We start from the raw sequence: 18884 nt of genomic DNA, 5'->3' as shown, positions 1-18884 counted from the left end.
CATGGCTGTTATAAATTGATAACAATTTTTAATGTGTGATGGTGAGAGTTTGGCAGCCTTCAAAGTTTATGTGGCGGCCTGCGGCGATACTAGGCGGCACACCAGGGTGTGCAACAGGATCGCTTACGTCACCCTTTTGACCGATACGTGAAAGGAAAAAGAAGATGGATGAGCAGTTAAAACAGAGTGCCCTCGATTTTCACGAGTTCCCTGTCCCGGGTAAAATCCAGGTTTCCCCCACGAAGCCACTGGCAACGCAGCGCGATCTGGCGCTGGCCTATTCGCCGGGCGTTGCTGCACCGTGTCTGGAAATCGAAAAAGATCCGCTGGCGGCCTACAAATATACCGCGCGTGGCAACCTTGTTGCCGTGATCTCTAACGGCACGGCGGTATTAGGTCTTGGCAACATTGGTGCGCTGGCGGGTAAACCCGTGATGGAAGGGAAGGGTGTTCTGTTCAAGAAATTCGCCGGTATCGACGTGTTTGATATCGAGGTGGATGAACTCGATCCCGATAAATTCATCAACGTGGTGGCTGCGCTGGAGCCGACCTTCGGCGGTATCAACCTGGAAGACATCAAAGCGCCGGAATGTTTCTATATCGAGCAGAAGCTGCGCGAGCGTATGAACATTCCCGTGTTCCATGATGACCAGCACGGTACTGCGATTATCAGTACCGCTGCGATTCTGAACGGTTTGCGCGTGGTGGAGAAAAATCTCTCTGACGTGCGCATGGTAGTTTCCGGTGCGGGAGCTGCGGCCATCGCCTGTATGAACCTGCTGGTGGCGCTGGGTATGCAGAAGCACAACATTGTGGTCTGTGATTCCAAAGGCGTTATCTATAAAGGCCGCGAGCCAAACATGGCGGAAACCAAAGCGGCATATGCGGTTGAAGACGACGGTAAACGCACGCTTGAGGACGTCATTGATGGCGCGGATATCTTCCTCGGCTGTTCAGGCCCGAAAGTGCTGACCCAGGAGATGGTGAAGAAGATGGCGCGCGCGCCAATGATTCTCGCGCTGGCTAACCCGGAGCCGGAAATTCTGCCGCCGCTGGCGAAAGCGGTGCGTGAAGATGCCATCATCTGTACTGGTCGTTCCGACTACCCTAATCAGGTGAACAACGTGCTCTGCTTCCCGTTCATTTTCCGTGGCGCGCTGGACGTTGGCGCGACGGCAATCAACGAAGAGATGAAGCTTGCCGCGGTTCACGCTATCGCGGAGCTGGCGCACGCCGAGCAAAGTGAAGTGGTTGCCTCCGCCTATGGCGACCAGGATCTGAGCTTTGGCCCGGATTACATCATTCCAAAACCATTTGACCCGCGTCTGATTGTTAAGATTGCCCCAGCGGTAGCTAAAGCGGCGATGGACTCCGGCGTGGCGACGCGCCCGATTCAGGACTTCGACGCCTACGTCGATAAGCTCACCGAGTTTGTCTATAAAACCAACCTGTTCATGAAGCCGATCTTCTCTCAGGCGCGCGCCGACGCGAAGCGCGTGGTGCTGGCGGAAGGGGAAGAGGCTCGCGTGCTGCACGCCACCCAGGAGCTGATCACCTTAGGTCTGGCGAAGCCGATCCTGATTGGTCGTCCGAGCGTTATCGAGATGCGCATCCAGAAGCTGGGTCTGCAGATTAAGCCGGGCGTCGACTTCGAGATCGTTAACAACGAATCCGATCCGCGCTTCAAAGAGTACTGGAGCGAATACTACGCGATCATGAAACGTCGCGGGATCACCCAGGAACAGGCGCAGAAAGCGGTGATCAGCAACACGACGGTGATCGGCGCGATCATGGTCCATCGTGGTGAAGCCGATGCGTTGATCTGCGGTACCGTTGGTGACTACCACGAACACTTCAGCGTGGTGCAGGAGATCTTCGGCTATCGCGATGGCGTTCATACCGCCGGGGCGATGAACGCGCTGCTGCTGCCAAGCGGCAACACCTTTATTGCCGATACTTACGTTAACGATGACCCAACCCCGGACGAACTGGCGGAAATCACCGTGATGGCGGCGGAAACCGTGCGTCGCTTTGGTATTGAGCCGAAGGTGGCACTGCTGTCGCACTCTAACTTTGGTTCGTCCAAATCTGCGGCGGCCTGCAAAATGCGTCAGACGCTGGAGCTGGTGCGCGAGCGTGCACCGGAGCTGATGATTGACGGGGAAATGCACGGCGATGCCGCGCTGGTGGAGAGCATCCGTAACGAACGTATGCCGGACAGTCCGCTGAAAGGATCGGCGAACATATTGATTATGCCGAACGTGGAAGCGGCGCGTATCAGCTATAACCTGCTGCGCGTCTCCAGTTCTGAAGGTGTGACCGTAGGGCCAGTACTGATGGGGGTGGCGAAACCGGTGCATGTGTTAACACCGATTGCCTCCGTGCGTCGTATCGTGAATATGGTGGCGCTGGCGGTGGTTGAGGCGCAGACGCAGCCTCTTTAATCGCAGCGCCATCCGGCAGTTACACCCAGTCCCGAACCTGAATAAACTCACGCAAGGCAGCCTCCGGGCTGCCTTCTTTTGGTTCGTAGCAGTACTCCCAGCGCACCAGCGGCGGCATCGACATCAGAATCGACTCCGTGCGCCCGCCGGTCTGCAGGCCGAACAGCGTCCCGCGATCCCACACCAGGTTGAATTCCACGTAGCGCCCGCGACGATAGAGCTGGAACTCGCGTTCGCGCACGCCATAGTCGGTATTTTTACGGCGCTCGACAATCGGCAGATAGGCGTCGGTATAGCCTTCGCCCACGGCGCGCATAAAGCTGAACGCGGTATCAAAATCAGGGGTGTTGAGATCGTCAAAGAACAGCCCGCCGATGCCGCGCTGCTCGTCGCGGTGCTTCAGATAAAAGTAGTCATCGCACCACTTTTTAAATTTCGGGTAGACGTCTTCGCCAAACGGCAGACAAAGGTCTCGCGCGGTGGTGTGCCAGTGCACGGCGTCCTCTTCGAAGCCGTAGTAGGGCGTGAGGTCGAAACCGCCGCCAAACCACCAGACCGGATCGGCCCCTGGTTTTTCCGCAATGAAAAAGCGCACGTTGGCGTGGCTGGTGGGCACAAACGGGTTGTGTGGATGCACCACCAGCGAGACGCCCATCGCTTCAAAACTGCGGCCTGCCAGTTCAGGACGGTGCGCGGTCGCAGATGCGGGCATCGCGTCGCCGTGAACGTGGGAGAAATTGACGCCCGCCTGTTCAAAGATGCCGCCGTTACGCAGCACCCGACTGCGCCCACCGCCACCGGCCTCGCGCTGCCAGTTATCTTCCTGAAATTCACCGCCGTCTGCGGCGGCCAGTTTCTGGCAAATCTCATCCTGCAGCTGTAGCAGGAAGGTTTTGACCAGTTGAGCATCGGGTTTCATCAACGTTTCCTGGAGTGCGCTTTTTGGTTATCAAACCAGTTGAAGTAGCTAATAATGCCGGAGGCGATGGCGTTGGCGATCTTCTGACGAAACGCCGTGGTACCGAGGAGTCGCTCTTCTTCCGGGTTGGTAATGAAGGAGGTCTCCACCAGCACGGACGGGATGGACGGTGATTTCAGCACCACGAACGCCGCCTGCTCGGTGCCTTTACTGTGCAGACGATGCACCGGCTTAATCTTCTTCAGAATATGTGAGCCGAGCGTCAGGCTGTTTTTGATCGTATCCGTCTGCACGAGGTCGAACAGCACCTGCTGTAGCAGGTGGTCTTTATCGGTGGCTTTCTTTCCGGCGACTTCATCTGCCCGGTTTTCGCGATCGGAGAGATATTTCGCCATGGCGCTACTGGCACCACGGTTGGAAAGCGCAAACACCGAGGCACCTGCCGCAGAAGGGTTGGTAAAGCCGTCGGCGTGAATCGACATAAACAGATCCGCACCGTGCTGATGGGCGATCTCCACGCGGTCATACAGAGGAATGAAGGTGTCACCGGAACGCGTCAGGCGTGCGTCAATGCCGTTACTGCGTAAAATCGCGCGCACATTTTTTGCAATCGCGAGCACGACGTGTTTTTCTTTCGAACCGTTTTTGCCGATGGCGCCGGTATCAATCCCGCCATGGCCCGGATCAAGCATCACCAGACGCTTCGCGCCCGGCTTTTTGGTTTTCGGTTTACTGTGTCCGTTACTGGTTTTGAGCGTGCTCTCGTCTTTTGCCTGAGCCTGCTTTGCGATGCCCGTTAACGTTAAGGCCGCCAGCCCCGCTTTGAGAACCTGACGACGCGATGTGAGTGCTTTTAATGGTTTGAATGTGCTCATGCGGCCTGAATTGTAAAAATTGGAGTCCTGGTGTTATATCGTATCGTGATTAGCGTTACGACAGTCCTTATTGGCAATTGTTTTACTTTTCATTTCAATACGTGACAAAGTGACATTATGCCAAATTTTGGTGAGATTTTCCCCGGTTATTGGCTAAACGAGAGGTTCACGCCATAATCACTGTTTTTAAACCCGAAAAGGCGGTTAATACCATGGAGATACGCGTTTTTCGCCAGGAAGATTTCGAAGAGGTGATCACCCTTTGGGAACGCTGCGATCTGCTGCGTCCGTGGAACGATCCGGAAATGGATATCGAGCGGAAGGTGAATCACGATGTCAGTCTGTTTCTGGTCGCGGAAGTGAACGGCGAGGTGGTGGGGACGGTAATGGGCGGTTACGACGGTCATCGCGGGTCGGCCTATTATCTGGGCGTGCACCCTGAGTACCGTGGTCGTGGCATCGCCAATGCATTGCTTAATCGTCTTGAGAAAAAGCTCATTGCCCGCGGTTGCCCGAAAATTCAGATCATGGTGCGGGAAGATAACGACGTCGTACTGGGCATGTATGAGCGTCTGGGCTATGAGCATTCTGACGTCTTGAGTTTAGGAAAACGTCTGATCGAAGATGAAGAGTACTGAGATCCATCCGGCAGATTATGACGCGCAGGGCCGCGTCAGGCTGCCCTTTTTATTCTGGTGCGTTCTGCTGCTCCAGGCCCGCACCTGGGTGCTGTTTGTGATGGCCGGCGCGTCGCGCGGGCAGGGCGACACGCTGCTAAACCTTTTTTACCCCGATCACGATGCGTTCTGGCTTGGCTTATTGCCGGGCGTACCAGCGGTAGTGGCTTTTTTGTGCAGCGGACGACGGCATACGCTCCCTCGTTTGTGGCGCGCGCTTCGCTGGCTATTGATCTTTGCCCAGATCGTGCTGCTCTGCTGGCAACCGGTACTCTGGTGGTACGGTGAACCGCTTACGGGTATCGGCGTTGCGCTGGTGGTTGCCGATATTGTGGCGCTGCTGTGGCTGCTGACCAACCCGCGTCTTCGCGCCTGTTTTACGCATCAGGATGATTAATACGGCACTTTTTGCCGATGTCGCACTCCAACAAGCGTTGATTTAACAAGTAAGGACGTTTCAATGAAATCGCTGCGTTTACTTTTATGCGCTCTCCCGCTGGCGTTAACCGGGTGTTCAACGCTCTCATCCATTAACTGGTCCGCTGCGTATCCGTGGAACTGGTTTGGCTCATCAACGGAAGTGACCGAGCAGGGCGTAGGAAAAATTACCGCCGCAACGGCGCTGGACCAAAATGCTATTCAGGATGCGCTCAGCAGCGATTACCGCCTGCGCAGCGGCATGAAAACGGAGAATGGCAATATTGTTCGCTATTACGAAGCGCTGAAGGGCGACAAGCTGGCGCTGGTGATTAACGGTGATAAAGGCACGGTGAACCGCATTGCGGTGCTGGATGACGCGATTCCCACGGCAAGTGGGGTGAAGGTCGGTACACCGTTTAGCGATCTCTATAAACAGGCCTTCGGCAACTGTGCAAACGCCTCTTCTGACGATGGCGTGGCTGTGGAATGTAAAGCTGAGGGTAGCCAGCACATCAGTTACGTCTTCACTGGAACCTGGAGCGGTCCGGAAGGATTGATGCCGTCTGACGACACGCTGAAGAACTGGAAAGTGAGCAAAATTATCTGGAAGCAGTAATTTGCGCCGGAACAAACCGCCTCGCTGAATTCAGGGTATAATAGCCGCCATCAATGCCACGCTGACGTGGCATCTTTATTTCAGGAGGAGCGATGTCTCAGGTTCAGAGTGGCATTTTGCCAGAACACTGCCGCGCGGCGATTTGGATTGAAGCCAATGTTAAAGGGGACGTGGATGCCCTGCGTGCGGCCAGTAAAGTATTCGTCGATAAACTGACTACCTTCCAGGCCAAATTCCCGGATGCTCACCTCGGTGCCGTTGTCGCCTTTGGCAACAACGTCTGGCGTCAGTTGAGCGGTGGCGAAGGGGCTGAGGAGCTGAAGGACTTTATCCCTTACGGCAAAGGTCTTGCGCCAGCGACACAATACGACGTGCTGATCCACATTCTCTCTTTACGTCATGATGTGAATTTCTCGGTTGCCCAGGCGGCGGTCGCGGCGTTTGGCGACAGCATTGAGGTACAGGAAGAAGTTCATGGCTTCCGTTGGGTGGAAGAGCGCGATCTGAGCGGTTTTGTCGACGGTACTGAAAACCCGGCAGGTGAAGAGACGCGTCGTGACGTCGCGGTGATCAAAGACGGTGTGGACGCGGGCGGCAGCTATGTGTTCGTCCAGCGCTGGGAGCACAACCTCAAGCAGCTTAACCGCATGAGCGTGCACGACCAGGAGATGATGATCGGCCGTACCAAAGAAGCCAACGAAGAGATTGACGGCGACGAGCGTCCTGCTACCTCTCATCTGACCCGCGTTGACCTCAAAGAAGATGGCAAAGGCCTGAAGATTGTTCGCCAGAGCCTGCCGTATGGCACGGCAAGCGGCACACACGGCCTTTATTTCTGCGCGTACTGCGCGCGCCTGCATAATATTGAGCAGCAGCTGCTGAGCATGTTTGGTGATACCGACGGCAAGCGTGACGCCATGCTGCGTTTCACCAAACCGGTGACCGGCGGCTACTACTTCGCGCCGTCCGTTGAGCGTCTGCTGGCGCTGTAAAACCGCTCTCCACGCGTAGGCCGGGTAAGCGTTAGCGCCACCCGGCAATTTCTCCCGCACCCTTATTCCCTTTTCTGCTTCTAAATCACCAAACGGTATATAAAACCGTTACTCCTTTCGTCCTCGTTATAAATATTATGACTATAAGATAGTCATCACATTTATAAGGGTGCGCAATGGCCGTTACTGTACTGAAAAAAGGAACTCTGGCGCTGGCAGGTTTACTGCTGGTGGCACAGGCGCAGGCGACTGAACTGTTAAACAGTTCGTATGACGTCTCACGCGAGCTGTTTGCCGCCCTTAATCCACCGTTTGAACAGCAGTGGGCGAAAGAAAACAATGGCGATAAGCTGACCATCAAGCAGTCTCACGCCGGTTCGTCCAAGCAGGCGCTGGCGATCCTCCAGGGGCTGAAAGCGGATGTGGTGACCTACAACCAGGTGACTGACGTGCAGATCCTGCACGACAAGGGCAAGCTGATCCCGGCGGACTGGCAGAGCCGTTTGCCGAACAACAGCTCGCCGTTCTACTCCACCATGGGCTTCCTGGTGCGCAAGGGCAACCCGAAAAATATTCACGACTGGAGCGACCTGGTGCGTTCTGACGTGAAGCTGATTTTCCCAAACCCGAAAACCTCCGGCAATGCGCGTTACACCTATCTGGCGGCGTGGGGTGCAGCGGACAAGGCTGACGGTAACGATAAAGCGAAAACCGAGCAGTTCATGACCCAGTTCCTGAAAAACGTCGAAGTGTTTGATACCGGCGGTCGCGGAGCGACCACGACCTTCGCAGAACGTGGTCTCGGCGATGTGCTGATCAGCTTTGAATCGGAAGTGAATAACATCCGTAAACAGTATGAAGCGCAGGGCTTCGAGGTCGTTATCCCGAAAACCAACATCCTGGCCGAGTTCCCGGTCGCATGGGTGGATAAAAACGTGCAGGCGAACGGTACCGAGAAAGCGGCAAAAGCCTATCTCAACTATCTGTACAGCCCTCAGGCGCAGACCGTCATTACCGATTATTACTACCGCGTGAATAACCCGGATGTGATGAACAAACTGAAAGATAAATTCCCGCAGACCGAACTGTTCCGCGTGGAAGACCATTTCGGCTCCTGGCCTGATGTGATGAAAACGCATTTTGCCAGCGGCGGTGAGTTAGATAAATTGCTGGCGGCGGGGCGTAAGTAATGTTTGCAGTTTCCTCCAGACGTGTGCTGCCTGGCTTTACCTTAAGCCTCGGGACCAGCCTGCTGTTCGTCTGTCTGATTTTGCTGTTACCGCTCAGCGCGCTGGTAATGCAGCTTGCTCAGATGAGCTGGGCGCAGTACTGGGACGTGGTCACCAACCCGCAAGTGGTAGCGGCCTATAAAGTGACGTTGCTGTCGGCATTTGTCGCCTCCATTTTTAACGGCGTGTTTGGCCTGCTGATGGCGTGGATCTTAACCCGCTACCGTTTTCCGGGCCGTACGTTGCTCGACGCGTTAATGGATTTACCGTTTGCGCTGCCGACGGCGGTGGCGGGCTTAACCCTCGCGTCGCTCTTCTCCGTGAACGGGCTGTACGGCGAGTGGCTGGCGAAATTTGACATCAAAGTGACCTACACCTGGCTCGGTATCGCAGTGGCGATGGCCTTTACCAGCATCCCGTTTGTGGTGCGTACCGTGCAGCCGGTGCTGGAAGAGTTAGGTCCGGAATACGAAGAAGCGGCGGAAACGCTGGGCGCCACGCGCTGGCAGAGCTTCCGCAAGGTGGTTCTGCCGGAGCTGTCTCCGGCGCTGATGGCGGGTGTCGCGCTGTCGTTTACCCGCAGCCTCGGTGAGTTCGGCGCGGTGATTTTTATCGCCGGGAACATTGCCTGGAAAACAGAAGTCACCTCGCTGATGATTTTCATCCGTTTGCAGGAGTTTGATTATCCGGCGGCGAGCGCTATTGCCTCGGTGATCCTGGCGGCCTCGCTGCTGCTGCTGTACTCGATTAACACTCTGCAAAGTCGCTTTGGTCGACGTGTGGTAGGTCACTGATGGCGGAAGTTACGCAATTGAAGCGATACGATGCACCCCGCATCAACTGGGGTAAATGGTTTCTGATTGGGGCGGGGGTGCTGGTTTCCGCCCTCATTCTCGTCGTGCCGACGATTTATATTTTCGTTCAGGCGTTCAGTAAGGGCCTGATGCCCGCACTGGAAAACCTGGCGAACCCGGATATGCTGCACGCCATCTGGCTGACCGTGCTGATTGCCCTGATCACCGTGCCGGTGAACCTCGTGTTCGGTACCCTGCTGGCGTGGCTGGTGACGCGCTTTAACTTCCCGGGACGTCAGCTGCTGCTGACCCTGCTGGATATTCCTTTCGCTGTGTCGCCGGTGGTGGCGGGTCTGGTGTACCTGCTCTTTTACGGCTCCAACGGCCCGCTGGGCGGCTGGCTGGATGAGCATAACCTGCAGATCATGTTCGCCTGGCCGGGCATGGTGCTGGTCACCATCTTCGTGACCTGTCCGTTTGTGGTGCGTGAACTGGTGCCGGTGATGTTGAGTCAGGGGAGTAACGAAGACGAAGCGGCGGTGCTGCTGGGCGCGTCAGGCTGGCAGATGTTCCGTCGCGTGACGCTACCGAATATCCGCTGGGCGCTGCTTTACGGCGTGGTGCTGACCAACGCCCGTGCGATTGGTGAGTTCGGCGCCGTTTCCGTCGTCTCCGGTTCTATTCGCGGTGAAACGCTGTCGCTGCCGCTACAGATTGAGCTGCTGCAGCAGGATTACAACACCATCGGTTCGTTTACTGCCGCAGCGTTGCTGACGCTGATGGCTATTTTGACCCTGTTTTTGAAGAGTGTGGTGCAGTGGCGTTTAGAAAATCAGGAAAAACGTCAGCATCAGGAGGGAAATCATGAGCATTGAGATTGCCAATATTAAGAAGTCTTTTGGTCGCACCCAGGTGCTGAATGATATCTCGCTGGATATCCCTTCCGGACAAATGGTGGCGCTGCTGGGGCCGTCTGGCTCAGGTAAAACGACACTGCTGCGTATTATCGCCGGGCTTGAGCATCAGACCAGCGGGCATATCCGCTTCCACGGTACCGACGTGAGCCGCCTGCACGCCCGCGACCGTAAGGTGGGGTTTGTATTCCAGCACTACGCGTTGTTCCGCCACATGACCGTATTCGATAACATCGCATTTGGCCTGACCGTGCTGCCGCGTCGCGAGCGCCCGGATGCGGCAACCATTAAAGCGAAAGTGACCAAACTGCTGGAGATGGTGCAGTTGGCCCATCTTGCGGACCGTTTCCCGGCCCAGCTGTCCGGTGGTCAGAAGCAGCGCGTTGCACTGGCACGTGCGCTGGCCGTTGAGCCGCAAATTCTTCTGTTGGATGAGCCGTTCGGTGCGCTGGATGCGCAGGTGCGAAAAGAGCTGCGTCGCTGGCTGCGTCAGCTTCATGAAGAGCTTAAATTTACCAGCGTCTTCGTGACCCACGATCAGGAAGAGGCGATGGAAGTCGCGGACCGTGTGGTGGTCATGAGCCAGGGTAATATTGAGCAGGTTGACGAGCCGGAGCAGCTCTGGCGTGAACCGGCGACCCGCTTCGTGCTGGAGTTTATGGGCGAGGTAAACCGTCTTCAGGGTACCATTCGCGGCGGTCAGTTCCACGTGGGCGCGCACCGCTGGCCGCTGGGATATACCTCTGCGCATCAGGGGCCGGTCGACCTGTTCCTGCGTCCGTGGGAAGTGGATGTGAGCCGTCGCACCAGCCTTGACTCACCGCTGCCGGTGCAGGTGCTGGAAGCGAGCCCTAAAGGGCACTACACCCAACTGGTGGTACAACCGCTGGGCTGGTATACCGAGCCGCTGACCGTGGTCATGCGCGATGAGGAGCCACCGCACCGGGGAGAACGCCTGTTTGTCGGTCTGCAGCATGCGCGTATTTATCACGGGAAGGAACGTATTGAGACGCGCGAGGATATTGCTCTGGCGGAGTCAGCCTGATAGGTTAGTAGGATGTTTATCGCCCGGTGGCGCTGTGCTGACCGGGCCTACAGTTATCACTGTGTCTTGTAGGCCGGGATCGCTGCGCGCCCCCGGCTTTTTTATTGAGTAAAAATCGTGAATACACTCGAACACACCATCGGCAACACCCCTCTGGTCAAGCTTCAGCGTATGGGGTGTGCCAACGGCAGCGAAATCTGGGTCAAACTCGAAGGCAATAACCCGGCGGGATCGGTGAAAGACCGCGCGGCGCTGTCGATGATTGTCCAGGCCGAAAAACGCGGAGAAATTAAGCCCGGTGACGTGCTGATTGAGGCAACCAGCGGCAACACCGGTATCGCGCTGGCAATGATTGCGGCGCTGAAAGGCTACCGCATGAAGCTGCTGATGCCGGACAATATGAGTCAGGAGCGCCGCGCCGCCATGCGAGCTTACGGTGCGGAACTGATTCTGGTGACCAAAGAGCAGGGGATGGAAGGGGCGCGTGACTTAGCGCTGGAGATGGCTGAACGCGGTGAAGGCAAGTTGCTCGATCAGTTCAACAACCCGGATAACCCGTACGCGCACTACACCACCACCGGCCCGGAAATCTGGCAGCAAACTGAAGGACGGATCACCCATTTTGTCTCCAGCATGGGCACCACGGGCACCATTACCGGCGTATCGCGTTTTCTGCGCGAGCAGGAAAAAGCCGTCACTATCGTTGGTCTGCAGCCGGAAGAGGGGAGCAGCATTCCGGGCATTCGCCGCTGGCCTGCGGAATACATGCCCGGGATCTTTAATGCGCAGCTTGTGGACCAGGTGCTGGATATTCATCAGCGCGAGGCGGAAAATACCATGCGCGAGCTGGCCGTCCGTGAAGGTATCTTCTGTGGCGTCAGTTCGGGCGGCGCGGTAGCGGGTGCGATTCGGGTTGCAAAGGCAAACCCGGGTGCAGTGGTCGTGGCAATAATCTGCGATCGCGGCGATCGTTATCTGTCTACCGGCGTCTTTGGTGAAGAGAGTTATTCGCAGGGGGCAGGGATTTAAGCATCATGGAGATGATTCTTTTCCGGGATAACACCCGGGCGCAACAAACCGATATTGTCGCGGTGCAGTCGCAGGTGGTGTACGGCAGCGTGGGGAACAGTATTGCGGTGCCAAATATTCGTACCCACAGGCTGAACGTCACCGCCGTACCGACGGTGCTGTTTAGCAACACGCCACACTATGACACCTTCTACGGCGGCGTGATCCCGGATGAGTGGTTCAGCGGTTATCTGAAAGCGCTGGAAGAGCGTGAGATCCTGCGTGAGCTGAAGGCGGTGACTACCGGCTATATGGGTAGCGCCAGCCAGATTAAATTGCTCGGACAATGGCTCAGGGTCATCAAAGTACGGCACCCGGACCTGCTGGTGCTGGTCGACCCGGTCATCGGCGATATCGACAGCGGGATGTACGTGAAGCCCGAGATCCCGCAAGCGTATCGGGAACACCTGCTGCCGCTGGCGCAGGGGATTACACCAAACGTCTATGAGCTGGAAGTGTTAAGCGGCAAGCCGTGCCGTACGCCAGAAAGCGCCATCGCGGCGGCACAGGGGTTGCTCTCCGACAGCCTGAAATGGGTGGCGATTACCAGTGCGCCGGTCGCTGACGACCCGCAAAACATTCACGTGGTGCTGGTGACGAAGGAAGGCGTGACCGTCAGCGCACACCCGCGTGTTGAAACGGACCTGAAAGGGACGGGCGATCTGTTTTGTTCAGAGCTGGTAAGCGGAATTGTTGAGGGCAAAACCGTTGCCGATGCCATTCGCATGGCCGGCGATCGGGTGACGGATGTGATGATTTACACGCAGTCGAAAGGTTACGACGAGCTTATCCTGCCCGCATAAACAAAAATGGCGCCCGAAGGCGCCATTTTTCTGTGCGGCAAGAATTACTTCTTGATGCGGATAACCGGGGTTTCACCCACGGTGACGCTGCCAGACAGTTTGATCAGTTCTTTGATTTCGTCCATGTTGGAGATAACAACCGGAGTCAGGGTAGACTTGGCTTTTTCTTCCAGCAGTGGCAGATCGAATTCAATCACTGGGTCGCCAACTTTAACACGCTGGCCTTCTTCCGCGATACGTTTGAAGCCTTCGCCTTTCAGTTCAACGGTGTCGATACCGAAGTGAACGAACAGTTCGATACCGCTATCAGATTCGATAGAGAACGCATGGTTGGTTTCAAAAATTTTACCGATGGTGCCGTCAACTGGAGCAACCATTTTGTTGCCAGTTGGTTTGATAGCAATGCCATCACCAACGATTTTCTCAGCAAACACTACATCCGGCACGTCTTCGATGTTGACGATCTCGCCGGAGAGCGGAGCAACAATCTCAATAGTTCCGGAGTCTTTCTTATCATCAGAAACCAGAGATTTCAGTTTATCGAACAAACCCATGATCTTCTCCTAAGCAGTAAATTGGGCCGCATCTCGTGGATTAGCAGATTGTTTTTTCTTCAATGAACTTGTTAACCAGCGTCATTAACTCGTCCGTTGTCGGTTGAGCAAGAGCCTGCTCTGCTAACACCTTCGCATCTTCGAAGTTCGTGTTACGGATAATCTTCTTAATGCGCGGGATGGAAATGGCGCTCATAGAGAATTCGTCCAGACCCATACCCAGCAACAGAAGTGTAGCACGTTCGTCGCCTGCAAGCTCACCACACATGCCAGTCCATTTACCTTCTGCATGAGAAGCATCAATAACTTGCTTAATAAGCGTCAGTACGGACGGTGACATTGGCTGGTAGAGATGTGAAATCATATCATTACCACGGTCAACTGCCAGGGTGTACTGCGTTAAATCATTGGTACCGATACTAAAGAAATCAACTTCTTTGGCTAAATGACGCGCAATTGTCGCCGCAGCCGGTGTTTCCACCATCACGCCGATCTCGATTGACTCGTCAAATGCTTTACCTTCGTCACGCAATTCCTGTTTGTAGATTTCGATCTCTTTCTTCAGTGCACGCACTTCTTCAACAGAGATGATCATCGGGAACATGATGCGCAGTTTACCGAAAGCAGACGCACGCAGGATAGCACGTACCTGATCGCGCAGGATCTCTTTACGATCCATCGCGATACGTACTGCACGCCAGCCCAGGAACGGGTTCTCTTCTTTCGGGAAGTTCATGTACGGCAGCTCTTTGTCGCCACCGATGTCCATGGTACGGACGATAACCGCCTGAGAGCCACAGGCTTCAGCCACGGCTTTGTATGCAGCAAACTGCTCTTCTTCAGTAGGCAGCGCGTCACGGTCCATGAACAGGAATTCTGTACGATAGAGACCGACACCTTCCGCACCGTTGCGCTCAGCGCCATCCACGTCACGTACGGTACCGATGTTTGCGCACACTTCTACCTGATGACCGTCCAGGGTGATTGCTGGCAGGTCTTTCAGCTTAGCGAGTTCCGCTTTTTCAGTCGCAACTTGCTCCTGAACCGCGCGCAGTTTTTCGATCTCTTCATTCGTTGGGTTGACGTAAACCAGATTGTTTACGGCATCCAGAATCAGATAGTCGCCGTTATTCACCTGAGAGGTGACGCTACCGGTGCCCACGATGGCTGGCAGTTCCAGAGAACGCGCCATGATTGAGGTGTGGGAAGTACGGCCGCCTGCGTCGGTGATGAAACCGAGAACCTTTTTCAGGTTCAACTGAGCGGTTTCTGACGGGGTCAGGTCGGCAGCAACCAGAATAACTTCATCCTGAATTGCGCTCAGATCGATGATGGCCAGACCCAGGATGTTGCGCAGCAGGCGCTTACCGATGTCACGTACGTCAGCCGCACGCTCTTTCAGGTATTCGTCATCCAGTTCTTCCAGGGCAGTCGCCTGACCTTCGATAACTTCATGTGCAGCCGCATCGGCTGTCATGCCTTTATCTTTAATCAGGGCTATGATTTCCTGCTCCAGCTCCTCATCTTCGAGCAGCATGATGTGCCCTTCGAAGATGGCTTCTTTTTCTTCACCGAAAGTTTCGCCAGCTTTAGTTTTGATTGCTTCCAGTTGCGCAGATGCCTTGGCACGACCGCTCAGAAAACGTTCAACTTCCTGATCAACCTTGTCGGCAGAAATTTTTTTCCGGTCAATGACGATCTCGTCTTCTTTCAGCAGCAGTGCTTTGCCGAAAGCGATACCCGGGGATGCTAAAATGCCTGAAATCATAACCCTACCTTACTTGTGACTGATATTTAAAAGAACCCGGAAACTTACTCGAGCTCAGCCATCAGTTTTACCAGATGCTCAACTGCTTTCTGCTCGTCTTCACCTTCTGCAGAGATGGTGACAACAGTGCCCTGAGTCAGGCCCAGAGTCTGCAGTTTGAACAGGCTTTTTGCGCTAGCGCTTTTGCCGTTGGAAGTCACAGTGATTTCAGAAGTGAAGCCTTTCGCTTCTTTAACAAACTGAGCAGCAGGGCGGGTGTGCAGACCGTTCGGAGCGGTAATGGTAACTTCTTGCTGGAACATTGTATTTCCCCAACTTATAGGTTTAGTGTTGTGGAACTAAAGTCTAGCCTGGCGACTGAACTTTAGCCTGTATTGTTAGCGCTGACGTTTCGATCGTCATTAAACATTATGCAGCGAAAGCAAGACTTGAACCAAATCATAAAATCGATTCAGCAAGGCTATTTCATTCACTGATTAATTTCACGCATCAAAATAATTGCTGGTTTAAATACCAGACCCAACGGGGTGAATCAATGCCAGGAGGGGTAAAACTTTGAAGCAGGCCACAAAAAAGCACCCGAAAAGGTGCTTTTTTACGCGTTTTTAACATGCTGGCATCACTGTTGCAGTTCTTTCTCAGTGAAGAGATCGGCAAACAGTGCAGTGCTTAAGTAACGCTCACCCGAGGATGGAAGGATAACCACAATATTCTTATTGGTAAAGGCTTCGTCTTCCTGAAGTTTGAGCGCTGCCGCAACAGCCGCACCGGAAGAGATACCCGCCAGAATGCCTTCTTCATCCATCAAACGACGCGCGGTAGAGATGGCTTCTTCGTTAGTGATGGTGACCACTTTATCGATCAGCTTCAGGTCCAGGTTACCTGGAATGAAGCCGGCACCAATGCCCTGAATTTTATGTGGGCCTGGCTTGAGCTCTTCACCTGCCAGTGCCTGAGTGATAACCGGTGAGTCGGTCGGTTCAACGGCAACAGTAATCAGATCTTTTTTACCTTTCGTGCCTTTAATATAGCGTGACACACCAGTCAGCGTACCGCCGGTACCCACGCCGGAGATAAACACGTCAACCTGACCGTCGGTATCTTCCCAGATTTCCGGGCCGGTGGTTTTTTCATGAATTTCCGGGTTTGCCGGGTTGCTGAACTGCTGCAGCAGCAGATATTTCGCCGGATCGCTGGCAACAATCTCTTCGGCTTTCTGAATGGCACCTTTCATGCCTTTCGCGCCTTCGGTCAGTACCAGGTTTGCCCCCAGCGCTTTGAGCAGCTTGCGACGTTCGATACTCATGGTTTCTGGCATGGTCAGCGTCAGTTTGTAGCCACGCGCTGCAGCAACATAGGCCAGGGCAATACCGGTGTTGCCGCTGGTTGGTTCCACCAGCTCAACGCCTGGTTTCAGTACGCCACGTTTTTCAGCATCCCAAATCATGTTTGCACCAATACGGCATTTTACGCTGAAGCTCGGGTTACGTGATTCGACCTTCGCCAGAATGCGTCCATTACCGATACGGTTCAGTCGAACCAGGGGCGTATGACCGATAGTCAGCGAGTTGTCTTCATAAATCTTACTCATGGCCTGTCCTTAACTGTATGAAATTGGGATACCGTCCCAGCATACCTGTTGAGCAGGTAGGGGGAAGTAAGGAATTCGCATATCTATATACTGCAAGGAAATAATGGGGATCAGTATGGAATAAGGGGCGGCATAAGCCACCCCTTGTTTACACATTTTTGCATTACTTCCATAACGCGTGCTTAGCACGGTAGCAGTCAACCCACATTGCCGTCGCGCCACACACCGCAACGGGCATGATGAAAAGATTGAGGAACGGAATCATCGTGAACAGGCTGGTCAGTGCGCCAAATTGCATATTGGCAACCTTCTGGGTGCGCAGGGCCGTGCGCATCGCTTTAAACGGTACTTTGTGGTTATCGAACGGATAGTCGCAGTACTGGATCGCCAGCATCCATGCGCTAAACAGGAACCACAGCACCGGAGCCACCGTTTGACCGATACCGGGCACGAAATAGAGGATAAGCAGTACAACCGCACGGGGCAGGTACCAGGCAAATTTCTGCCACTCGCGCTTCATGATGCGTGGAATGTCTTTCATGATCCCCAGCACGCCTGTGTCCGGTGGCGTTGCGCCGGTAAGCCGTGCCTCCAGCTGTTCCGCCAGCAGGCCGTTAAAGGGCGCGGCTATCCAGTTCGCGATCGTTGAAAAGAAGTAACCGAATACCAGCAGTACCGAGATGACCACAACCGGCCAGAGCAGGTAGTTCAGCCACTGCAGCCACTCAGGAACATGGCTCATCAGCGAGGGGATCCAGCTTTCCAGCTTTGTGAACAGCCACCAGAACGCACCGCCCATCAGAATAATGTTGATCAACAGAGGCAGGATGACGAAGCGTCGAATACCCGGCAATGAGACCAGTTTCCAGCCCTGAGAAAAATACCAGACGCCGCTGCGAGGGGGGGAAGAAGATGTTGAAACCATAACCAGGCTGTACTCCTTTTTTCACAACCAGTGGAATTGCCCGCCTATATTATCCACTTACGGACCAATGACCAGTTAGGAAATGTTCGAAAAACCAGCAAAAAGCACGATTTCCTTCATCTTTATGCTGTGAATGCTCTGCACACACTTGCACTTGACGTAAACGGCAAATACTCTTAGTGAGTAAATGTTTGCCGTGGTGGCAAGGTGTTAGAACAACAGAGAATATAATGATGCAGGATTTGCGTCTGATATTAATCATTGTTGGCGCGATCGCCATAATCGCTTTACTGGTACATGGTTTCTGGACCAGCCGTAAAGAGCGTTCCTCGATGTTTCGCGATCGCCCACTGAAGCGCATGAAGTCCAGTCGTGACGACGATGACAGTGAAGATGACATCGATGGAAGCGACGACGACGGCGTGGGTGAAGTTCGTGTTCATCGGGTCAATACTGCCCCCGGCGCGGCTCATGGGGAGCATGAAGCGACCCGTACTGCGCAGCACCAGTATCAACCGCCGTATGCTTCCGCACAGCCGCGCCAGCCAGCGCCGCAGCCTGTGGAAGAGCCGGTGCGCCAGCCGCCGCAACAGCCTGTCCATCAGCAGCCTGCTGCACCTCAGCCGGTTCAACAGCAACCTGTGCAACAGCCAGTGCAACCGGTACAACAACCGCAGCAGCCTGTGCATGTGCAGCCTGCGCCGCAGCCCGCTCCGGCCCCGCATGTTGAGCCAGAGCCCGTCGTCGAGCCAGAACCGGTTGTTGAAAAACCGCAGCGCAAAGAAGCGGTGATCATCATGAACGTTGCCGCACATCACGGCAGCCATCTCAACGGTGACGTGCTGCTTAACAGTATTCAGCAGGCAGGCTTCAAGTTTGGCGACATGAATATTTTCCATCGCCACCTGAGCCCAGACGGTAGCGGCCCGGCGCTGTTCAGCCTGGCCAATATGGTCAATCCTGGCACCTTTGACCCGGAAATGACCGGTGATTTCGTGACGCCGGGTGTCACAATCTTTATGCAGGTGCCGTCCTATGGTGACGAACTGCAGAACTTTAAGCTGATGCTGCAATCCGCTCAGCACATCGCTGATGAAGTGGGTGGTGTGGTGCTCGACGATCAGCGTCGAATGATGACCCCGCAGAAGCTGCGCGAGTATCAGGACCGCATCCGCGAAGTTAAGGAAGCCAACGCGTAATCGTCGCGTTTACTTCGACTCCTCCTCAACCCCCGCATGTCGGGGGTTTTT

Annotated in this window: 19 protein-coding genes; 12 read left to right on the top strand and 7 right to left on the bottom strand. The window is 54.8% G+C overall.

Going from position 1 to position 18884, the window contains the following annotated elements:
* Positions 1-164 precede the first annotated feature (164 nt).
* Positions 165-2444, top strand: coding sequence for an NADP-dependent oxaloacetate-decarboxylating malate dehydrogenase (gene maeB / locus ACLHV8_RS15935; protein ID WP_114977560.1), 2280 nt, complete (start codon positions 165-167; stop codon positions 2442-2444).
* A 19-nt stretch (positions 2445-2463) separates the two neighbouring features.
* On the opposite strand, the gene hemF is transcribed toward maeB, so the two are convergent.
* Together hemF and amiA are read right to left on the bottom strand one after the other, a co-directional pair.
* A complete protein-coding gene (hemF, locus tag ACLHV8_RS15930) occupies positions 2464-3363 on the bottom strand; it encodes an oxygen-dependent coproporphyrinogen oxidase (RefSeq protein ID WP_029739984.1) in 900 nt (299 codons plus the stop codon).
* The gene (gene amiA / locus ACLHV8_RS15925) at positions 3363-4238 is read right to left on the bottom strand and encodes an N-acetylmuramoyl-L-alanine amidase AmiA (protein WP_023308739.1); all 876 of its coding nucleotides are present in this window, start codon (positions 4236-4238) and stop codon (positions 3363-3365) included. The genes hemF and amiA overlap by 1 nt, the downstream gene beginning before the upstream one ends.
* Positions 4239-4450: 212 nt before the next feature.
* On the opposite strand from amiA, the gene ACLHV8_RS15920 reads away from it, so the two are divergent.
* The 10 genes from ACLHV8_RS15920 (at position 4451) to pdxK (ending at position 12796) form a co-directional block, all read left to right on the top strand.
* Positions 4451-4876 carry a GNAT family acetyltransferase gene (locus tag ACLHV8_RS15920; protein WP_023308738.1) on the top strand — a complete coding sequence of 142 codons (426 nt, stop codon included), beginning with the start codon at positions 4451-4453 and terminating at the stop codon, positions 4874-4876.
* Positions 4863-5312 (top strand): DUF2919 domain-containing protein, encoded by a 450-nt coding sequence (locus tag ACLHV8_RS15915; RefSeq protein ID WP_028016158.1) that lies wholly within the window; start codon positions 4863-4865, stop codon positions 5310-5312. The genes ACLHV8_RS15920 and ACLHV8_RS15915 overlap by 14 nt, the downstream gene beginning before the upstream one ends.
* A gap of 63 nt (positions 5313-5375) precedes the next feature.
* Entirely contained in the window at positions 5376-5951 is a 576-nt protein-coding gene (locus tag ACLHV8_RS15910; protein ID WP_208594501.1) for an RpoE-regulated lipoprotein, read from the top strand.
* A gap of 92 nt (positions 5952-6043) precedes the next feature.
* Positions 6044-6943 (top strand): Dyp-type peroxidase, encoded by a 900-nt coding sequence (locus ACLHV8_RS15905; protein ID WP_028016160.1) that lies wholly within the window; start codon positions 6044-6046, stop codon positions 6941-6943.
* 176 nt (positions 6944-7119) lie between these two features.
* Positions 7120-8133, top strand: a complete 1014-nt coding sequence (locus ACLHV8_RS15900; protein ID WP_028016161.1) for a sulfate ABC transporter substrate-binding protein — start codon at positions 7120-7122, stop codon at positions 8131-8133.
* A complete protein-coding gene (gene cysT, locus ACLHV8_RS15895; RefSeq protein ID WP_028016162.1) occupies positions 8133-8966 on the top strand; it encodes a sulfate/thiosulfate ABC transporter permease CysT in 834 nt (277 codons plus the stop codon). Before ACLHV8_RS15900 ends, cysT begins: the two co-directional genes overlap by 1 nt.
* A complete protein-coding gene (cysW, locus tag ACLHV8_RS15890; RefSeq protein ID WP_028016163.1) occupies positions 8966-9841 on the top strand; it encodes a sulfate/thiosulfate ABC transporter permease CysW in 876 nt (291 codons plus the stop codon). Before cysT ends, cysW begins: the two co-directional genes overlap by 1 nt.
* A complete protein-coding gene (gene cysA, locus ACLHV8_RS15885) occupies positions 9831-10925 on the top strand; it encodes a sulfate/thiosulfate ABC transporter ATP-binding protein CysA (protein WP_028016164.1) in 1095 nt (364 codons plus the stop codon). Before cysW ends, cysA begins: the two co-directional genes overlap by 11 nt.
* A gap of 117 nt (positions 10926-11042) precedes the next feature.
* The gene (cysM, locus tag ACLHV8_RS15880) at positions 11043-11954 is read left to right on the top strand and encodes a cysteine synthase CysM (protein WP_128348010.1); all 912 of its coding nucleotides are present in this window, start codon (positions 11043-11045) and stop codon (positions 11952-11954) included.
* A gap of 5 nt (positions 11955-11959) precedes the next feature.
* The gene (gene pdxK, locus ACLHV8_RS15875) at positions 11960-12796 is read left to right on the top strand and encodes a pyridoxine/pyridoxal/pyridoxamine kinase (RefSeq protein WP_208594502.1); all 837 of its coding nucleotides are present in this window, start codon (positions 11960-11962) and stop codon (positions 12794-12796) included.
* Positions 12797-12840: 44 nt separating this feature from the next.
* Here the strand turns inward: pdxK and crr are convergent, their stop codons facing one another.
* The 5 genes from crr to cysZ form a co-directional block, all read right to left on the bottom strand.
* Positions 12841-13350 carry a PTS glucose transporter subunit IIA gene (gene crr, locus ACLHV8_RS15870; protein WP_003861316.1) on the bottom strand — a complete coding sequence of 170 codons (510 nt, stop codon included), beginning with the start codon at positions 13348-13350 and terminating at the stop codon, positions 12841-12843.
* Positions 13351-13390: 40 nt separating this feature from the next.
* A complete protein-coding gene (gene ptsI / locus ACLHV8_RS15865) occupies positions 13391-15118 on the bottom strand; it encodes a phosphoenolpyruvate-protein phosphotransferase PtsI (RefSeq protein WP_208594503.1) in 1728 nt (575 codons plus the stop codon).
* Positions 15119-15162: 44 nt separating this feature from the next.
* A complete protein-coding gene (gene ptsH, locus ACLHV8_RS15860; RefSeq protein WP_000487600.1) occupies positions 15163-15420 on the bottom strand; it encodes a phosphocarrier protein Hpr in 258 nt (85 codons plus the stop codon).
* Positions 15421-15737: 317 nt separating this feature from the next.
* Positions 15738-16709: a cysteine synthase A gene (cysK, locus tag ACLHV8_RS15855; RefSeq protein ID WP_014884739.1), complete on the bottom strand. Its 972-nt coding sequence runs from the start codon at positions 16707-16709 to the stop codon at positions 15738-15740.
* Positions 16710-16872: 163 nt separating this feature from the next.
* A complete protein-coding gene (gene cysZ, locus ACLHV8_RS15850) occupies positions 16873-17634 on the bottom strand; it encodes a sulfate transporter CysZ (protein WP_028016168.1) in 762 nt (253 codons plus the stop codon).
* 230 nt (positions 17635-17864) lie between these two features.
* Here cysZ and zipA point away from each other — a divergent pair, with 230 nt between their 5' ends.
* Positions 17865-18833 (top strand): cell division protein ZipA, encoded by a 969-nt coding sequence (zipA, locus tag ACLHV8_RS15845; RefSeq protein WP_028016169.1) that lies wholly within the window; start codon positions 17865-17867, stop codon positions 18831-18833.
* Positions 18834-18884: the final 51 nt, after the last annotated feature.

Source organism: Enterobacter sp. CPE_E863 (assembly GCF_046521465.1).
Lineage (GTDB): Bacteria > Pseudomonadota > Gammaproteobacteria > Enterobacterales > Enterobacteriaceae > Enterobacter > Enterobacter adelaidei.
Note: the sequence above shows the minus strand (reverse complement) of the source record. Positions and strands in the feature narration are given on the sequence as shown.